Consider the following 18,329-nt stretch of genomic DNA (forward strand, 5'->3'; position numbering starts at 1 on the left):
CTAGGTCTTAACATATTCACCTATTAATATTGATTAATTTAGTAATAAATTGGAATAATGGATTGGACTTAAAACTATATAGATAACGTTTAAAGTAATACTTGTTCTTACTAAAATAGACAATATCCTTTAACAGGGATATAGGGTTCTTTTTTAGTGTTAAGACTCCTTTGATGTAACTAAGAAATTGAAAAACCCTATTACTTGATATTGCGGTAATTTCATATTCCACGTACAAAGAAGTATAGTCATCAATTAGTCTTGGAAATGCTTTAAGATGCTCAGATATTCTCCTGTTATTTTCTTTACTACGTTGATATTTCCATGCTGTAAATTCTTCCTCAAAGTAACGGATCATATTAGTTTTCGTGAAGCCTTGTTCAATTCTTTCACGACATTGCTTGCTCACTTTTTCTTTATCTGCTTTATTCATACTAAGAATATCAAAAAGAGCAGCTACATATTCATCTACTTCTTCTTTCATAAAATGACGATTATCTAAGTCAGCCTCTTCATTTTGATAAAGGGGTATTACCCTACCCACCTCATTATTAATTAGTTCCTTCTGCCCCCCCACATCAGAGGTAACTACAGGTACTCCCATTGCTAATGATTCATAAGCTGTTAAACTTAATCCTTCTTTAAGTGAGCAGACGAGTGTGACCTGACTATCTCGGTAATAAGGTCTCATATCGTCCTGCCGTCCAACACATAATATTGTTTGCTGTAGTTTCTCCTTTTTTATTGAGCTTAATAGCTCATCCCATTGTGGACCATCTCCTACAACGATTACAATGACATTAGGCAACTGTGCTTTTAGCTTTTTTGTAATTTCAACCATTAAAAATGGTCTCTTTTGCGGATGAAGTCTACATGGAAACAAAATTAAAGGCTGATTTTGATTAATATTAAGAGAGGCCCTTATTTGACCTTCCTTCACATAATTCGGATTAAATTCTTCTTCATCAACACCAATATAAAGTGTTTCTACTTCATCATTTTTTTTATCAAAGGATTCAATCATGACATGTCTCAAATGATCGTTACATACGTAAGTTTTTTCTATAAAGTCACTGAGAGCACTTGAAGTCCTTGCATACCCCCCTGCACGCCAATACCACTCTTCCATGTGGACATAATCAATAATAGATATATTGGGAAACTCTTTTCTCAACCATGGGATTAAGTAGTATCCATAGTAGCTATTTGAAATAAACAAGACATCTATTTTTCTAGAAGTTATATAATAATGAATGAATGAACTCCAATATTCCATATCCAAAAAAGTTGTAAGATCAAATATATCAGTAACATGTTTCTCAAATCGTTGTCTCCATGTCGAATCACCCGGATTAGTTGTAATAATAGACATTTCAAATTTCTGTTTATCGATTCTGGAGACTATATCCAAATTAAACAAATCTGCTCCCCCCATTACCATATGAGGAAGAAGCATTAGCACTTTAGTTTTAGTACTCGTATTGATTGGAGCTCTATCCCAATTCCATTTTTGAGGTTTAGGAAATCCTTTTTTTAGATTGTATCTAGGAAATTCAATTGCTTTAATATCCGTAATACTTCTACCAACTTCCTTAATTAAATGGGAAGATTTTTTTTGAATATTTTTATTGGATTTTAAGTGTCCTAAAACACCATTATTAGTTCGTCGATACCAAAACCCGTACCATCCCATATGAACAGGAATTTTCTTCGCATTCAACAACTTAAGCCATAAGTGCCAATCTTCGTTAAAATAGGTTTCATTTGTTCCATATAATCCGACTTCATATAAATCTTTTTTTCGTATGCCAGCAGTACAGGTTAACAGATTCTCAATTTTCATTAGTTTCGAATTGAAAGGCTTTCTCCAAAGATACTCTTCATTCTGAAAACCTATACTATCTGTATAACTCCAGCTTGCTTCTGGATTAGTGTATAATGACCAATAGACACATTCTAAATAAGTAGGTTCAATTAGATCATCTGCATCAAGCGGTACAATGATCTCTGCTTGCGACTGATTAATCGCAAAGTTTCTTGCAGCAGATGGTCCAACATTTTCAATATGAAAGATTCGAATACGTTTTTCTAGTTTCCCCAATTCTTCCAGCAGCAAAACAGCTTCTTTGTTAATACTTCCATCATCTACAACAATCCATTCAAAATAGGGAAAAGTTTGGTTTATTACACTATTAAAAGTTTGATAAAAATACTCCTTTGAATTATAAAAAGGGGTAATAATGCTGATCAAAGGATTTTCATCGTCACTTGTATAATTAGCTAGTTTCACTCTACCAGGGGTTTGCTTATAGTTAAAATTAGAACTCAAAATGGTTACCTCCTGCCGTCGGCAGTTGCTTATTGATTGACTCATCTACGAGAAAAGGGGATTGTAGCCCTTGTCGAGTTCAGTATACGGGAAACATGCCAAAACGTCGACCCGTCACGGTAAAAGATCGGCTGTTTTTAAATGCTAATTTTTGGTGGAATTTATTTCTGACTTGGTCCTTTTTTTAATACTGAGACGAGTCTCTTCTTCCACTTTGTAATCGCACGCTCATACAGGTAGGTCACTAACATTGCGCTGGAAATAATGAACAGGAATCGCGCTATAAAGTATTTTGAAACCAATGGAAGATGCTCCCCATAAAAATTCAGTATATAAATTGAGAATATATGAAAAAAATAAAGATTTAACGATAATTTTGAATAAAAATATATAAAACGATTAAAAATTAGTTTTTGCACCCATGGCTTGTTAAAAATCAAATACAAAATGAAACTCACAAACAATCCATAACTGATATAATATATGGTTGGAGGGTATTTGAAGTCTTGTGTAGACTTAAAATTGTACAATACCATGAAGATAATAAATGTTGATAAAAATCCCCCTACCATTATTAATATTTCTTTTTTATTTAAGTTTTTAAACCTGATTCCTACAGCAGCAACCAGACAATATCCAAACGGTGTAAGAATATAAATTTGCAGGTTTTCCCCTAATGTCATCGGTAGTAATCCGTTTAGTTTAACCAAATAATGATGCAATATATATAAAGAAAATATTATAAGAAAGTAATGTTTATTATTTTCGAGTTGCCCACTTAATCGAAGGAGAAACGGGTTCAACAGTGAAACTACAAAAAAAACATACATGACCCAAACGTATCCTATCCCTCCATGAAAAGTGAAAGATAATACCATTGTCTTAACATTAAAAAATATATCTTCATTCGAAAAGAGAGAAAACATAAAAAATAGGGTGAAGAAAATCGACAAAAATATCCATGTACTAACAATTAATCTTTTAAATCTTTTTAGTGCATAACGATTGTAGTCTACTGGCTTTTCTTTTTGACTAATATAAAAAGAATTTCCCATTAATAGAACCATAAGTACTACATCAAAATTTCTAATTCGAAATAATAATTCATTTGGTGAAGCATGGGCCATCACAATGCTTATGATAGCTATGAATCTAAGAATATCCACAGTGCGACTTCTTTCGGTAGCTGTATTCAAAAATCTATCTTCCTTTCACGATCAACAATAAAAAAACCATGCTTACCCACGTGCCCTTGTTGGAGTAGAGAAAGAGACCACCCCGCTTAACGTTTCGGTGTTACATAAGACGAAGAAGCAGAAAAAGCTATCTTCCGTTTTAAAAAATGAAGCTGTTTACACAAAAGAGACTGCTAATTACCATCATCGCTAGTATCTTTTGTGTGTTAAGTCTTCTTTTTTGGCTCAATATAACAGAGGTCTGCTATAAGACGATTTATCATTGGATCTATGTGAAACGTTTTGGCGGCTGGGGAAGTTCGCGTATTGCGTCATATAGAGGATAACGGCGTAAACCTCCTGAAACACTTGGACGCTGTAGGCCAATTAGCCAGCAACCAAATGAATCCGCAAGCGGACTACCTTTGGTTATTGAGAACTCGACACCGTGGTATCCAGGCTTGGAAAAAGCACGGCTTGTGCTGAAACCTTTAATAAGCGTAAAACCCGAATGTATATTACTCTCAAGAAGCCTGGTCGAACCGTACATCCCAGGGAAGTCGCTTTTAGGGTTCTTGCCAGTCAATACCCGGCCGCGGCGGTTTTGACTGATACAGCGGATCGAGTTGTTATCCAGGCTTGGAACATTTTCACCACGTAAAAGTGTACTTCGCGGATCACTACGCCTCCTAGCAACGAGGATCCAATGATAACGGCAATGGCCCCCTTCGAAAATCCCCCCTCTTAGGAGATGTTTTGGCTGAGTTGTCGCACTTAGCTTGGCAATCCGTCTCAATCTTTAGTTCAACTTAAACAGAAGCTATCATAGGCTACTTTTTTATAACAAAAAAGTAAGCGTGGTGTCCTTAAAAAAGTTCGTATACTTCTAAGATTTGACAAACCAACAAACGTATTCTACTTTATTTCTTCAAACCAGTTCACTCTTTTCGTTACTGAACTGGTTCCTTTTAAAAGGGTATGCTAAAATGTTGACGTATCTACAAGAAAAGGAGATTGTAAACCTTGTCGAATCCAGTATACGGGAAACAGGCCAAAACGTCGACTCGTGACGATAAAAGGCCGGCTATGTTTTGGGTGTTAATTGTTGGCATGATTCTGTTTTTAGCTTGGGCTCCCTTCCAGGCTGCACTTTTTAATGGTCAAATGCTCGACTTTGAGAAGCCTCTGTATTGGGCTTTGATCATCAGCACGATTCTATTGATTTTAGGAATTGTAACCTATTATAAAAAATTCAAGCTGGAAGAGCAAAGGGATTGGCTGGCTGTATTAGTACTGCTGCTTCCCCTGTCTTATGTGCTTTCACTGACTTCAGCAGCTTCGCATTACCTGGCCATGAATATGGTGGTGGTACAGTGCATATATGCCGCTCTGTTTATCATCTCAATCTATCTACTCCAGGATCGCTTAGGCAATAAGATTATTCACAATCTGATTATGACTGTTGCTTATGTCATTGTAGGCTTTGGCTTTATTAACTGGTTTGGACAGTGGGTACTTGCCGGCAAGATGGTAGGCTGGTTTACCCAATATGTATACCAGTATCGTTATACCAATGCAGTTATGACAGATACAAATGGTCTCCGGCTGACATCCGTGTTTCAATATGCGAATACATATGCGGCCTTTCTAATGGCTTTTCTATTCGCTGCCGTTTTCTGTCTGATGAAATCAAAACTATGGTATGGCAAGGCTATTCACGGCTTCATGTTGGTGCCTATTCTGGTCTCGCTGTTCCTGACCTTGTCACGGGGCGGTCTGGTTATGCTGCCAGTCGTGTTCGTCCTGCTCTTGCTTTTCCTTAAACCTGCACGCCAAATTATATGGATTTTGCATTGCGCCATTGCTGGTGTAGCGTCAATATCTATCTTGTCGCCGATTACAAATATGGGATTACAACTCAATAAGACCTACAACGGCGGAGAGGCTGCCAAGGCTTGGGGATTACTTATTGGAGTCTCCCTTGCTGTCGCTGTCGTACTGTGGCTTGTTGAACGTTATCTGGCACCAAGGTTGGAAAGTGCCCTCACAGGGTGGACTTCCCGTAAGTTATCCAACCTGTGGCTGCCTGTCGGATCAGTTGTGGTGATTGGCTTGCTGGCTTTTCTGTTTATTGGAACTGGCCTACGCAGTGTTCTGCCTGAAAACGTCCAGGTCCGGTTTGAAAATATCAATTTCCGGCAGCATAGTGTACTAGAACGACTTGTATTCTATCAGGATGCTGCCAAATCGATTAAAGATCATCCTGTTATTGGCACCGGCGGCGGCGGTTGGGCTACTTTATATGAGAAATACCAAGACTATCCTTACACAAGCCGTCAGGCCCATAACTTCTTCATGCAGTACCTGGTTGAAGTTGGTATTCTCGGTTTTGTAATTTTCATGTCTTTCATCTTATTTATTTTCTACAAATATATCCGTAACTATATTAGACAAAATGATGAAGAACGGGATTCTCACTTTCTGTATCTCATTTTGGCGCTCTCGATCTTACTTCATAGCTTGCTGGACTTTAATCTGAGCTACGTGTTCATGGGCATACTGATATTTATGAGTCTTGGTGGTATGGCCGCTGCTATGGACAGCAAACCTCTTAGACGCTTGTCCATGAGTACTTCTGGTTTCCGAATCATGTATAGTGCAGTCATCGGCATTCTAAGCATTGTGGTGCTTTTTGCAGGTCTCCGCTTTGTGCAATCGGCCAATGCTGCCACATCTGCCAAACAGATCATGGCGGTCAGCACATCTTTTGAGGAAATCCAAAGTGCCATTAATAAGGATCTTGAACTTCGTCCTACGCACCCAGATTCGGTTATAAGATTGGCTGCACTGTACAAGAATGTGTATGATCAAACGAAAAAAGAGGAATTTTATAATGCTGCAATAGAGGTACTTAATACGGGCCTGAAGGCAGAACCGTATAATAAAATCATGTATAACTCCAAAGTTAACCTTTTAAAAGCAAAAGGTGAGCATGAGCAAGCCTTCAGTATTTTGGAAAATAACATTTCCAACTTCAAATGGGACAATGACTGGTACAACATGTTGATTACTCAAGCTTACTCTATTGGTGATAAGGCACGTGAACAGAAGGACACCGCCAAGGAGCAGAAATATTTCCAAGCAGGCCTTGCTGCATACCAGCAGGTTCTGGATGGGATAGCTCATATTAAGACGGTTCCACCTGAAATTCAGTTGACACGTACTTTTGAGGTAACTCCAGGTATTGCGCTCAGCACTGGCAAAATTGAATTCATGTCAGGCAAGCCTGCAGAGGCTGCCAGCATCCTGAAAAACGGTCTGAAGGACGATTTGAGTGATGCTACGAATCGTGAGGTCGCCCGCTACTATATCGCTGCTCTGCAACAGCAGGGACAGGATGACAAAGCATTGTACGATAAGCTGATTAAAGCTGATCCGAAGGAGAAGGAGCAAATTGCTCAGTTAAAATCGGAGAAATAGTATAGAAAAAGAGACTATCAGATGATGTTATATCATCCGGTAGTCTCTTTTTTATTTGGAGAAAGAGAGGTTTGGTGAGGTGTTTATTTTTGTTGATCAATATCTTCAATAACCTGTCTCATATAAGCCAGTACTTCATCCTTGATTTCGTTATGCTGTAGAGCATAATGGATCGTTGTTTCAATGAATCCCAATTTCTCGCCAACGTCATGGCGATTCCCGTCAAATTCGTAGGCCAGGATCGGATTCTTTTCTCCCAATTTGGACAATGCATCCGTCAACTGAATCTCCCCGCCTACTCCCGCAGATTGCTGACCCAGGATATCAAAAATATCAGGCGTCAAGATATAACGTCCCATGATCGCCAAGTTGGAGGTTGCTTCTTCCTTCTTTGGCTTTTCTACCAATCGTTCCGCTTCAGAGATTTTGGAAGTAAGTGCATGACCTTCAACTATGCCGTAACGATGTACCTCGTTCCAATCCACTTGTTTTACACCTACAACAGAACGCTGATACTCATCGAACACGTCTATCATCTGTTTGAGGCACGGATTCTCAGACTCAACGATGTCATCCCCTAAAAGGACGGCAAAAGGTTCGTCACCGATAAACTTACGTGCACACCAGATAGCGTGCCCCAACCCTTTGGGTTCCTTTTGACGAATATAGTGGATATCTGCCATCTCCGATGGTTTACGCACTTCATTGAGCAGATCCCATTTTTCCTTCGCAGTCAAATTATGCTCCAGCTCAAAGGAGTAGTCAAAATGATCCTCAATCGCCCTTTTGCCTTTACCAGTAACGATAATGATATCCTCTATACCAGATGCAACAGCCTCTTCAATAATATATTGAATTGTTGGTTTATCTACAATGGGAAGCATCTCTTTAGGCATGGCTTTCGTAGCAGGAAGGAACCGGGTTCCTAATCCCGCAGCAGGAATAATCGCTTTACGGATTTTCATAGGTTAAAACTCCTTTTGTCTTCAATATAACGGATAGATATACTGTCTATGATTATAACAGGAAGATAGATGAATTTGATAGGTTAAAGAAGAAGACATCTTCCCTCAAAGAGAACATGTCTTCTAATCACTTGCTTTCTATATGAATATATTATGCTGCCGGAATCTTTCTGGCTCCCGAACAAATATACAGTTATTTACTTCACCAGCTGCCCACGTGTAACACCCAACTGATTCGTCGCTTTCAGCGTCTTCCATACTTGTGTTCCACTGATTTCTCCGCGCAGGGCACGGTTATAGAGATCAATAACCTCATGCACTTGCTCCGGTGTCTCCTCTAAAAATTCCACGCGGTAACGGGACACGCCCAGCTCCAGGAAGTTGGACAGATATTCCGCGCCGGATTGCTCAATCGCGTTGTACACCGTGTTGCGGCAGCCTTCGTCCACACGGACCGGATGGGACATACCAATTCGATCACGCAGGGATGCGCGATGGTCCTCACACGGACGTCCACAGTTAGTGTAGTCGGTGCCTTCACTCATAAAGGTACAGTATACGCAATGTTCAGTATGGAACATGGGCATATGCTGCTGGATCACGATCTCCAGCTTATCGGTACGCGTACGTCTGAGCATATCGACCATTTGCTGAATGTTCAGATCGTACGAAGGCGTAACCAGGTCGCAGCCGGAATCCAGGAACAGATCAGCCGCTTTATGGTTGGCTATGTTCAGCGAGAAGTCACCAATCAATTGCGGGTGATGTGCGTCCGGGTTCTCCAACCGATGTCGCAAGTAGAAATACAGTGCCCCTGGATTGCGTACCAACACAGCATCCGGCTTCAAGCGCAGGATGTTGTTGTGGTAGCCATTTTCACCCGGCATGTGAATACGCGGGGTCGCCAGCGCAATTCGGCGGCCTGCAGCGTGCACAGCCTCTACGGCTGCCGGGAATTGCTTGATGAACTCGAAGTCGGCGTAGATGAATTCCACGCCGGCCTCGAGCGCAGCCTCCACCTGAGGGAGGCTGCGGCACAACGCGGTCAGCTCTGCCTGACCGCGTGCCACAGACGATGCCGGAGTCGATGCATCGTCATACACCTCGACCGCCCGCTTCGTGTACACGGGCGGTTTGGGACGCTCGCCCGCGAGCAGTTCCACCGCCTGGCGGCGGATACTGTTCAGCTCGCGCATCGGCACGATGACGTCCCCATGCAGATGGACGTCCAGCTCTTCCAGCTGGAACACCGTTCCGCCCAGTCGGCCGAACTGCTCTTCGAGCAGTTCATGCGTCATCGGACGCTTCTGGGCAATTTCGAGTTCCAGCTCGGAGTCCACGCGGACCGTTGTGCCTTTCTGCACGTCGGTCCACCATGTCGACAGCGGTTGCCCTGGGGAGCCGCTGACTCGTACATGTACCGGGAAGACCCGGTACGGCTTGTCGGTGTCGTACGACTGGCGCAAACGCTTGTCCAGCGCTGGGTCGTTGGTCTTCCAAATGCGGTCGCCCACGTGTACACGGCGCAGATCCACATCGTTGCGTCCCGCTACGATGTCAATGATCCAGCCTTCTCCGGCTTCGCCTTCAATCTTCACGCCCTTGCGGCGGATATCGTATACGCGTCCGCCTTCTTCCTTTTGCGTGGGATCTCCCGCATCGAATACAATACCATCGCCACGCTTGAGTGGGGCATCAATACGGCACACTACACCATCACGAAGGATTTGTTCCACTCGGCCCAGATACACCCCACGGCTTTTCGGGAACGTACCGTCAACCAGCTTCTTGTTATTGGTCCCTTCGAGAAAACCGTGCGTAAAGCCGCGTGAAAAGCTCTGCTGCAGCTCGCGAATATCTTCTTTGCTGGTCTTGGACGTATCGCCATCAAAATACTTATCAATGGCCTTGCGGTACTTGCTGACCACATTCGCCACATATTCAGGTGTTTTCAGTCGTCCTTCAATTTTAAAAGAAACAACACCCGCGTCGATCAGTTCAGGCATCAAGTCAATCGCTGCCAGATCCTTAGGTGACAGCAGATACGTCACATCTGCCATTGGTTTCTGCTCTCCGTCCACCATCAGATCGTAAGGCAAACGACATGCCTGTGCACACTCACCACGGTTAGCAGAGCGGCCGCCCCACATTTCTGAAGTCAGGCATTGGCCAGAATAAGATACGCATAACGCTCCATGTACGAATACCTCCATTGGAAGTCTCGCCTGATCGCCTATTTTTTGGATCTGTTTCAGGTTGTTTTCGCGTCCAAGCACGACCCGTTCCATATTGTACGGCTTTGTAAACTCTACCGCTTCCGGCGAGGTAATCGTCATTTGGGTAGAACCATGAATCGGAAAATCCGGTGAAATGTCGCGGATCATTTTCACCAATCCCATATCTTGGACAATTAAGGCATCGACTCCGGCATCAATACAGGCATCGACCAGCTCCTTAGCGTCCTCCAACTCGTTTTCAAATACCAATATATTGAATGTTAAAAAACCTTTAACTCCATAGCTATGCAAAAACGCCATAATTTCAGGCAGTTCCTCCATGCGAAAATTATTCGCTCGTGCTCGTGCATTGAACTTTTCCACCCCAAAAAAGATCGCATCGGCTCCGTTCGCCACCGCCGCACGCATGCAATCCCAATCACCTGCTGGTGCGAGAAGCTCGACATCTTCTCTTCGTACTGCTGATTTCATTATTGCCCTCCCCATATGCTGAAAACGAATGATCCCCCGAGGAATAATCGTTGTTTTCAGGGCAGCTATGCTGCTTACTTGGTAATCTCATGGATGTTCCATAGACTCATTCCAAAGCTGATCATGTTTAGTCAGGGGAATGGAAGCCTACTAAGAATCATATTTTAAATCCTATCCGTCTCTATCATCTTGTCCGATCATCCACACACTGAACCATCGGTTCCTCGCGTGAATTACATCCAACTCAAAAAATCCGCATCACAAACATCTGCGGCAGAATCATTCTTATCTTGTAACTAATCTAGTGTACCAGACTGCGACCTAAGCTTCTACACTTTCCAAGCGATTCCTTTAAAAAATAATACTAAAAACACCTCCAATCCCGTCAAGCGGTGCTTTGGAGGTGAGTCATCCTATCATTAACTAGGCAAAACTATACTTCGCAAGCATTTCTCCCCAGGGTGATATCCCCTTCTCCCTGAAGCCTGATTTACTATATAGCTTTCTAGCTAGTTCATTGTCTGGTTTATACCCAATCATGATAACATCCGTCCTATCACTGGCTTTCCTTATTTCGTCGATAACCAGCAACATCGCATTGTAGCCATAACCTTGACCTTGAAATCTTTCGTCAATCATAAATCGGTAAACCCAGTAATTTCCGTCATCCGGGTCTAAACCATACATTGTAAAACCAATTAATTCGTCATCATTATAAATTGCTTTAGATAAAAATCCATCTAAAAACTGACACTCCGCAATCGAAAAAAGGTTAGATACCATAAATCTTTTTTGCTCAGGTGTCGGTTCAAGTTCGGCACATGCTTCCCAATTATGTTTGTCGACTGCTTTTAGCGTAATCATTTTGGATTCCTCCTATACGGGGAAATCCGTATAGACTTCCCTAGTGCTTACTTCACTCATTATAAGATTGGTGGTATTTGGCGGGCGCCAGTGAAGCGGGCCATTTGAATCCGAAGAAGCGTCAGCGATCGTAGGATCAAATGGCACGCGTAGCGCTTCCCCCACAACCTCGCCAATCTTTTACCTACACCTTCTACTTCACAAAATTAAACGAATTTAACGTCGAATCCAGTGCGTTAGACTGTACAGCCGTGTTGTTCGCATCATTTAATGTTGTTGTCACAGTATACGTTTTTCCGTCACGTTCCAAAACCAATTGGTGGCCTGTGTAGCCAATGCCTTCCTCTATACGATGGAATGTAAAGGACACTGCAGGAACACCAGCAAACGTTACGTCCTTAACTTCCTCAACTTTGAGGTTTTTGTAGTTCTTTGCTTGCTTATCATAGAAATCCTTAAGCTGGGATACCGTTAGTTCAAATGATTGGTCGTTGTCGATTTTGATGGAAAAACGACCTCCGGTAAACTGGTACTCTACATCGCCCAATTCAAATTGATCGCTAATCGCGGTCCAATATCGTGGGATATTCACCGTATATTCATAGGCTTTTGACGTCTTTTTGACCGTTTTCGTTTTGTCCGTCAAATAGTCGTCTTCTTCCAACTGTCCAAAGTTACTTGCTACGGTTTGAAAATCGATTTGAAGCGAGGAGATGAGCGCGTTGAACTGATCATTTCCTTTGCTTACTTTTTCAGGCACTGCGTATTCAGCCAAATAGCGGTATCCATTTTGCTGAATCAGCACATTGTACTCTTTGACCCATCCATCACCAAAATTATAGCGGTACTCCTGTACTAACCCTTGAACGCCTGCAACCTCCAGCGGATACGTCTTCTGTGCCTCATAAGCCGTAGACACAAATGAATCGCTCAGCCATTTTTGCAATTGCTGGCCCCAGTTCTCCAACTTTCCATCCGCTGGAGCCGAGGTTATTTTCATGCGGAAGCTCGATCCATCATTACTTTCATATTGCATCCGTTGATCGTCCATTTTCCAGCCTGCGGGTATGCTGAGTGACACACCGTAGTCTGGATTTCCAGCCTCGCGTGTGCCTCCTACGACAGTGGACAAGTCTTTAATACTTTTATCCTGCGCATTAAAGGAGGTTTTGAAGGAATTTAACAGTCCCGCATACTGGGCCAGATCTTTATAATTCGTTGCTTTAGCATCGGAAAAATAAACTACATACAATCGTCCGTTGTCATAGTACTGACGATTTTCCCACAATACGCCGTCCCCATCCTTCGTAATGACACGAGCATAAGGTACCTTCGCTTTCGGGAAGGATTTTCGATCGATCACAGTTTCTCCCGTTTCCTTGGCTGCCTGCACTAATTGTTGCAACAGATCGTCCGCATTCAGTGGAACCGGCTGTGACGCTGTGTGCACCTCCATATAGTAGGCACTGTTCTCATCCATAAAAGTGGAGATACTCTCATCTCCACCTCCCTGACCGATGACGAGACCTGTTGGATAGTTCATAGACCAGCCATAGTAACTGTTCCCGATCTGCGTCTTGCCCTCATCATTATCAATGTTCGGTGTCTCTTCAGCTACCGTGCCCGCCTCTTCTTGTGCTTCCATCCGAATAATGATTCCGGCGCTGTTCTTCTCCAACTTACCGCCAAGCCCTTCTGCTACTTGACGCAGAGGCACCATGAGAATACCTGATGACATTTCCGGTGGAGCTGGAAGTGTCACCTTGTGACCTCTCACCCAAGCAGTACGGCTACCAATGGTCAGCGATACAACATGAGTTCCGCTAGTGATTTTAACCACATTATCTTCAGCCAATCGAATTTTGCTGTTAAATGCCTTTTTAAAAATACCAGCTGGAACCATCAGTGCACCACTTTTTGAATATGGCTTCGTAATATTGGCATTATGGCCGTTCACGATGGCTGTATTGCTGCCGCTTTGCAACCGCAATTCCAGCATGGTTTTATCTTGATCTGCTGCAACTGCTGGCAAAGCGGAAAGCAGAAGGGACAATGCGACAGCGCCGACCCCCAGCTTACGCATCATTTTTCTTTGAATATGCTTCACAGTAAATCTCCCTTTAGCTTTATTTTATAGATTCAAGAGCCGTTATTGTTCACTTTCCAGTAGTTGCCCCTTAAGCTGGCTCCGATGTTTCCTTAGGAAGCGCTACGCCGCCATCTTCAGCGGCCTCCGAACCGTTCGAATCTTCACCATCTTCTCCAGACTGAATGGACTCATAGATTTCACCATTATCCTGTGTCAGTACTAGCTTGCGCTTCACAATATCACCGTCCGACTGCATTAGTACACTCACCGTTTGACCTGGTTGATAGTTTTTAAGCAGCTCATTGACATCAATGGCCGAAGCCACACGCTTACCGTTAATGCTATACAGCTCATCGCCTTCCTTGATTTTGGCCTGAATGGCATTGGCTGAGGTAATTTTCGTAACTTTCAGAGGGTCCTCGGTAGGTAATCCAACGATAGCTGACCAGCTCTCTTCCAGACTCAGACCAAGACTGGCGCGCCGAACCTCTCCGTATTTGAAAAATTGGCCGATGACATATTTCACCGTATCCGACGGAATTGAAAAGCCCATATTTTCAATGCCGACCGCCGAGAATTTCATCGTATTGATCCCAATGACCTCACCCTTGAGATTGACCAACGGACCGCCGCTGTTACCAGGATTGATCGCGGTATCACTTTGGATCAAACGATAAGCAGCGTTGACACCACGGTTCAGCCCGCTAACAACACCTGAGGTTGCCGAATTGCGAAGTGAAAAGGATATAGGCGTACCAATAGCCACTACCTGCTCACCTACCTGTAGACTGTTCGTTGAAGCTGCCAAGGTAGCGGGTTTGAGACCGCTTGCCTTGATTTTGACTAATGCCAAGTCACTGATCGGATCGCTGTAGCTGTCGGTGATTCCGTAAGATTTTCCGTCCGAGGTTACGACCACGGCATCACCTAATCCTTCGATAACATGCGCATTCGTCACAATCCATCCATCGGTACGAATGATGACACCCGTGCCGTGAGCCAGGTTGTATCGATCTCCTCCTGCTACGGTCTCTCCCGTGGCTGAACGGCCTATGATACCGACCACAGAAGGAGATACATTTTTAACCACCTGCGGCACACGATCGGCCGATAACGTATATGTACCATTTGCGCTGTTATATGCGCCGCTGGTTCCTAATGCTTTATTCATATCGCTTACGTTAACATAGACTCCACCATTAATGACTTTGGCCTTTAACGCAGTTCCACTGCTGGCTGCACCTGCCGTTCCAGAAACACATAGAGCGCTGCCCAAAGCCAGAACAACTGCCCTTTTCCCCATCTTACGCATATACTCACCATTTCCTCTCTTACATGACCCTGTTCTATCAGTTAGTCCAAATCTACCATAGAGGGGACACGTATACAATCGCTTTAAGCCCTATCTTTTTCTAAAAGGCGCCGTTTGCTACATCCCTGTCCTCTCATGCTATTTATATTATAAATTTTCCAAATCCTTATATCAAAAAAATAAGCAAAAACGATAAATAATCGTTATACCGTTTAGGTCATTCCTTCGTTTACGGGCATAACCAACTATGATACCATCACATTATATCTTAGTTTTATTGTCGGAAATAAAGAATAAAATCATGAGTCCTCTATCCAAAACACTAAAGTATAAATAAGCACCCACAGGAGGTTAAAAGAATGGCCTACGAACCAATCTGGAACGCTCATCCCGATAAGCTTAACAAATTCGAGTTAGTCAAGCTGGAAAAGGACGGTCTCGACGTAATCCGTACCATTATCGAAAACTATGCCAACGAAGGCTATGACTCGATCTCTGCGGACGATATGGACCGTTTCAAATGGGCTGGGGTATACCAGCAAAAGCCCAAGGATGGTCATTTCATGATGCGGGTCCGCATCAACACAGGGATCATGACTTCAGCACAGGCACATGCATTGGCAGACATATCCGCGCTATACGGACGCGGTCTTGTGGATGTCACCACTCGCCAGGCGATTCAATTTCACTGGCTGACGGTCGAAAGCTTGCCCGATATTTTCGAAAGACTGGAAAAAGTCAATTTGTATTCCTTTGAAGCCTGTGGAGACTGCCCGCGTACCATTGTCGGTAATCCGCTGGCTGGCATCGATCCCAATGAATTGGTGGATACCCAGGAGATTGTAGATGAAGTAAACCGCTTTTTCTTATTAAATCGAGACTTCTCCAATCTGCCACGTAAGTACAAAATGTCTATCTCCGGTAATACGTACAACAATGCACAGGCTGAAATTAACGACCTGTCCTTCACTCCGGCCACCAAGATCCTCGACGGAAAAGAAGTGATCGGCTTCCATGTGATGGTTGGTGGAGGTTTGTCCGCCAAGCCACATATGGCACAGTCTCTGGATTTGTTTGTTCGTCCTGAGGAAGTACTGAAGGTTGCTATTGCTGTCACCACCATTTTCCGTGATTACGGCTATCGGGAAAAACGGCACCATGCCCGCTTGAAATTCCTCGTTGCCGATTGGGGCCCAGACAAATTTCTGGCTAAGCTCACCGAGTACATCGGTGAAATGCCCGGACGAGGCGAGGACAAAACGATTGGCTGGCAAGCCGCCTATTTTGACGGTGTGCATCCTCAAGCCCAAAAAGGTCTGAACTATGTCGGTCTGAACGTGCCTGTCGGTCGCCTTAGTGCTGACGAGTTACATGAACTGGCCGACCTGGCTGACCGCTATGGCGATGGTCAGATTCGTACCACGATGTCGCAAAATATTTTGCTGAGCGGCGTGCCGGATGAGCAAGTGGATGAACTACTGGAAGCCCCCGTGCTGCAACGCCTGACACCACAGCCCAAGCATTTTATGAGTCGTACGGTATCGTGCACAGGAAATGAGTTTTGCAATCTGGCGATAGTGGAAACCAAGAAACGGGCGGTTGACGTTGCCGAGTATTTGGATCAGCACGTACAATTGGATGAAAAAGTGCGCATTCATTTTATCGGCTGCCCGAATTCCTGCGGTCAAAAGCATATTGCGGACATTGGTCTGCAAGGCTCGCTTATTAAGACACCGGAGGGCTTGGTCGACGCGTTCGACATCGCTGTCGGCGGAGCGCTTGGAGCAGGCGCCCAGTTTAACAAGGCGCTCAAAGGTCGCGTACGCGGGGATCAGGTTGGACCTGTACTGGCAGAGCTCATTCTGTTCTACAAAGAAAACAGGAGCGCTGGCGAAAGCTTTTACGCATATGTACAGCGTGTAGGTATTCCGACTTTCCAGGAAAAGCTGTCTGCCATTTTACAATCCAGCCACGTTGCATCCTAAATATAGAGTCTATTAACAGCCTGCTTGTATCACATATACAAGCAGGCTGTTTCTGATCGTCATACAACCTCGCAATATCGTTTCCCTCAATTCCACAAAAAAAGACACCGGATTACTCCGGTATCAATATTTTCGCAAAATCCAGTACTGTTGGCTTATGAGCTCCTGTTGTAGATGTCACCACCACGTAGCCTGAAGGTATCTTGTATATCAATCCCGTATCGTATCGGATGCCGAAGGAATTATCCTCCTTATAATGAGTCCTCGTTTCCCACACCTTCGTACCGTTTCCTTTCAGGCCTGTAATAGTGATGCCATGCATCTTCGTGGTTTTACCCAGTGGATCATATTGATCACTGAACTGGACATACAACTGCTCCTCAGGCAGATACACCCGGTCGGCCGTATAGTCCTCTGTATTACTAAATAATTGTAGACCATTACTAAGCACCTGTGTACGCTTGCTGTTTCCTTTAAGCCCTGTTACAGCAATATGACCGCTCGGCAACTCACGTACTGCGGCAATTTCTTTACCTGATCCTAAGTCCAGATGGATGTCACGAATATCGCGACCATATACATCTGCTTGTACCCCAACGGGACCATCTGAGCTGTTCAAAAGCGCATAATATCCATTGTGACTGCCGACCAGCCAACCCGAGGTCACTCCGGCCGTCGTTCGATTCCATTGTAGATCGCCAGTTTCAGTGTATTTGAGTACAGTGAAGGACTGCTCCGCAAGGTTTAGATAGGAGACCAGGAAACTGCCATCCTCCAGTGTCTCCAAACCAACGTGAGAATCCTGCCCATGAGATATCAAGCCATCTGTGGGTAATGTTTTGGACCACAAGGTGTTTCCATCCTCGTCCAATCGGGAAGCCTGCAACTCTCGTATTCCGTTCGGTTTTGTATAATCAATCAGAAACAGCAAGCCCCTATCCGGCGTCTCCCGCTGGACTCCCCTGCTGCTTGTCCCGGGTTGTACGTTCAGGTCCTGCTGATGTTTCCATACAGCCTCCACAGAACTGTCCAGCTTGCCATATGTGACGTGTACTACACTTGCTTCTGTATCGTCCTCGACGTTCAGCATTAAAAACCCACCATTCGCTGCGGGTTGAATGTAATCATGAGCGTTTTCTAAATCCTTAATACTGCCAATTGCTGCACTTGTTTCGATTTCGGCTTGTTTGGGCGCAAACGCTTCAGACACCTCGGAGGCATAGGACGGTGCAGCACTATAACCCATCAAACATGCCGCCAAAGCAGCTCCTGCTGCCCATGAATATACACGTGTACGTAAAACTCTACTTTGCTTAATCTTCAAGCGTTCCAGCTCCCTTCATGACTTCCTCAAAGATGTTGTATGAACCTTAGATGTGATAAAACTACAGACGGTTTCGCTTCAACTTGTAATGGTTGTCA

The 18,329-nt window shown here is 43.9% G+C and carries 10 protein-coding genes and 1 pseudogene; 3 read left to right on the forward strand and 8 right to left on the reverse strand.

Going from position 1 to position 18,329, the window contains the following annotated elements; translation table 11 throughout:
• Positions 1 to 16: 16 nt before the first annotated feature.
• Complete coding sequence (locus tag NLX73_RS10210) at positions 17 to 2,329, reverse strand: glycosyltransferase (protein ID WP_254326077.1); 2,313 nt, start codon at positions 2,327 to 2,329, stop codon at positions 17 to 19.
• Positions 2,330 to 2,490: 161 nt separating this feature from the next.
• Positions 2,491 to 3,525 (reverse strand): acyltransferase family protein, encoded by a 1,035-nt coding sequence (locus NLX73_RS10215; RefSeq protein ID WP_254326078.1) that lies wholly within the window; start codon positions 3,523 to 3,525, stop codon positions 2,491 to 2,493.
• 239 nt (positions 3,526 to 3,764) lie between these two features.
• On the opposite strand from NLX73_RS10215, the pseudogene NLX73_RS25220 reads away from it, so the two are divergent.
• Together NLX73_RS25220 and NLX73_RS10220 are read left to right on the forward strand one after the other, a co-directional pair.
• Positions 3,765 to 4,194, forward strand: a pseudogene (locus tag NLX73_RS25220) (transposase family protein); the annotation flags it as partial.
• 333 nt (positions 4,195 to 4,527) lie between these two features.
• Positions 4,528 to 6,984, forward strand: coding sequence for an O-antigen ligase family protein (locus tag NLX73_RS10220; protein ID WP_254326079.1), 2,457 nt, complete (start codon positions 4,528 to 4,530; stop codon positions 6,982 to 6,984).
• A gap of 83 nt (positions 6,985 to 7,067) precedes the next feature.
• On the opposite strand, the gene galU is transcribed toward NLX73_RS10220, so the two are convergent.
• The 5 genes from galU to NLX73_RS10245 form a co-directional block, all read right to left on the reverse strand.
• Positions 7,068 to 7,949 (reverse strand): UTP--glucose-1-phosphate uridylyltransferase GalU, encoded by an 882-nt coding sequence (gene galU, locus NLX73_RS10225; protein WP_013312210.1) that lies wholly within the window; start codon positions 7,947 to 7,949, stop codon positions 7,068 to 7,070.
• A gap of 197 nt (positions 7,950 to 8,146) precedes the next feature.
• Positions 8,147 to 10,657, reverse strand: coding sequence for a U32 family peptidase (locus NLX73_RS10230; RefSeq protein WP_254326080.1), 2,511 nt, complete (start codon positions 10,655 to 10,657; stop codon positions 8,147 to 8,149).
• Positions 10,658 to 11,080: 423 nt separating this feature from the next.
• On the reverse strand, positions 11,081 to 11,521 hold the full coding sequence (locus NLX73_RS10235) for a GNAT family N-acetyltransferase (RefSeq protein WP_254326081.1): 441 nt from the start codon (positions 11,519 to 11,521) through the stop codon (positions 11,081 to 11,083).
• Between the two features lie 193 nt (positions 11,522 to 11,714).
• Entirely contained in the window at positions 11,715 to 13,628 is a 1,914-nt protein-coding gene (locus tag NLX73_RS10240; protein WP_254326082.1) for a stalk domain-containing protein, read from the reverse strand.
• 70 nt (positions 13,629 to 13,698) lie between these two features.
• Positions 13,699 to 14,922, reverse strand: coding sequence for a S1C family serine protease (locus tag NLX73_RS10245; RefSeq protein ID WP_254326083.1), 1,224 nt, complete (start codon positions 14,920 to 14,922; stop codon positions 13,699 to 13,701).
• 359 nt (positions 14,923 to 15,281) lie between these two features.
• Between NLX73_RS10245 and NLX73_RS10250 the strand changes: the two genes are divergently transcribed.
• The gene (locus NLX73_RS10250; RefSeq protein ID WP_165177609.1) at positions 15,282 to 16,907 is read left to right on the forward strand and encodes a nitrite/sulfite reductase; all 1,626 of its coding nucleotides are present in this window, start codon (positions 15,282 to 15,284) and stop codon (positions 16,905 to 16,907) included.
• Between the two features lie 112 nt (positions 16,908 to 17,019).
• Here the strand turns inward: NLX73_RS10250 and NLX73_RS10255 are convergent, their stop codons facing one another.
• Positions 17,020 to 18,231 carry a hypothetical protein gene (locus NLX73_RS10255; protein WP_254326084.1) on the reverse strand — a complete coding sequence of 404 codons (1,212 nt, stop codon included), beginning with the start codon at positions 18,229 to 18,231 and terminating at the stop codon, positions 17,020 to 17,022.
• Between the last annotated feature and the right edge of the window lie 98 nt (positions 18,232 to 18,329).

The organism is Paenibacillus sp. CH40, assembly GCF_024213605.1.
Taxonomy (GTDB): domain Bacteria; phylum Bacillota; class Bacilli; order Paenibacillales; family Paenibacillaceae; genus Paenibacillus; species Paenibacillus polymyxa_B.

Coding starts and splice junctions, on each gene's coding strand:
- galU (WP_013312210.1), bottom strand. CDS start 7,949: ATGAAAATCCGTAAAGCGATTATTCCTGCTGCGGGATTAGGAACCCGG.
- NLX73_RS10230 (WP_254326080.1), bottom strand. CDS start 10,657: ATGAAATCAGCAGTACGAAGAGAAGATGTCGAGCTTCTCGCACCAGCA.
- NLX73_RS10235 (WP_254326081.1), bottom strand. CDS start 11,521: ATGATTACGCTAAAAGCAGTCGACAAACATAATTGGGAAGCATGTGCC.
- NLX73_RS10245 (WP_254326083.1), bottom strand. CDS start 14,922: ATGCGTAAGATGGGGAAAAGGGCAGTTGTTCTGGCTTTGGGCAGCGCT.
- NLX73_RS10250 (WP_165177609.1), top strand. CDS start 15,282: ATGGCCTACGAACCAATCTGGAACGCTCATCCCGATAAGCTTAACAAA.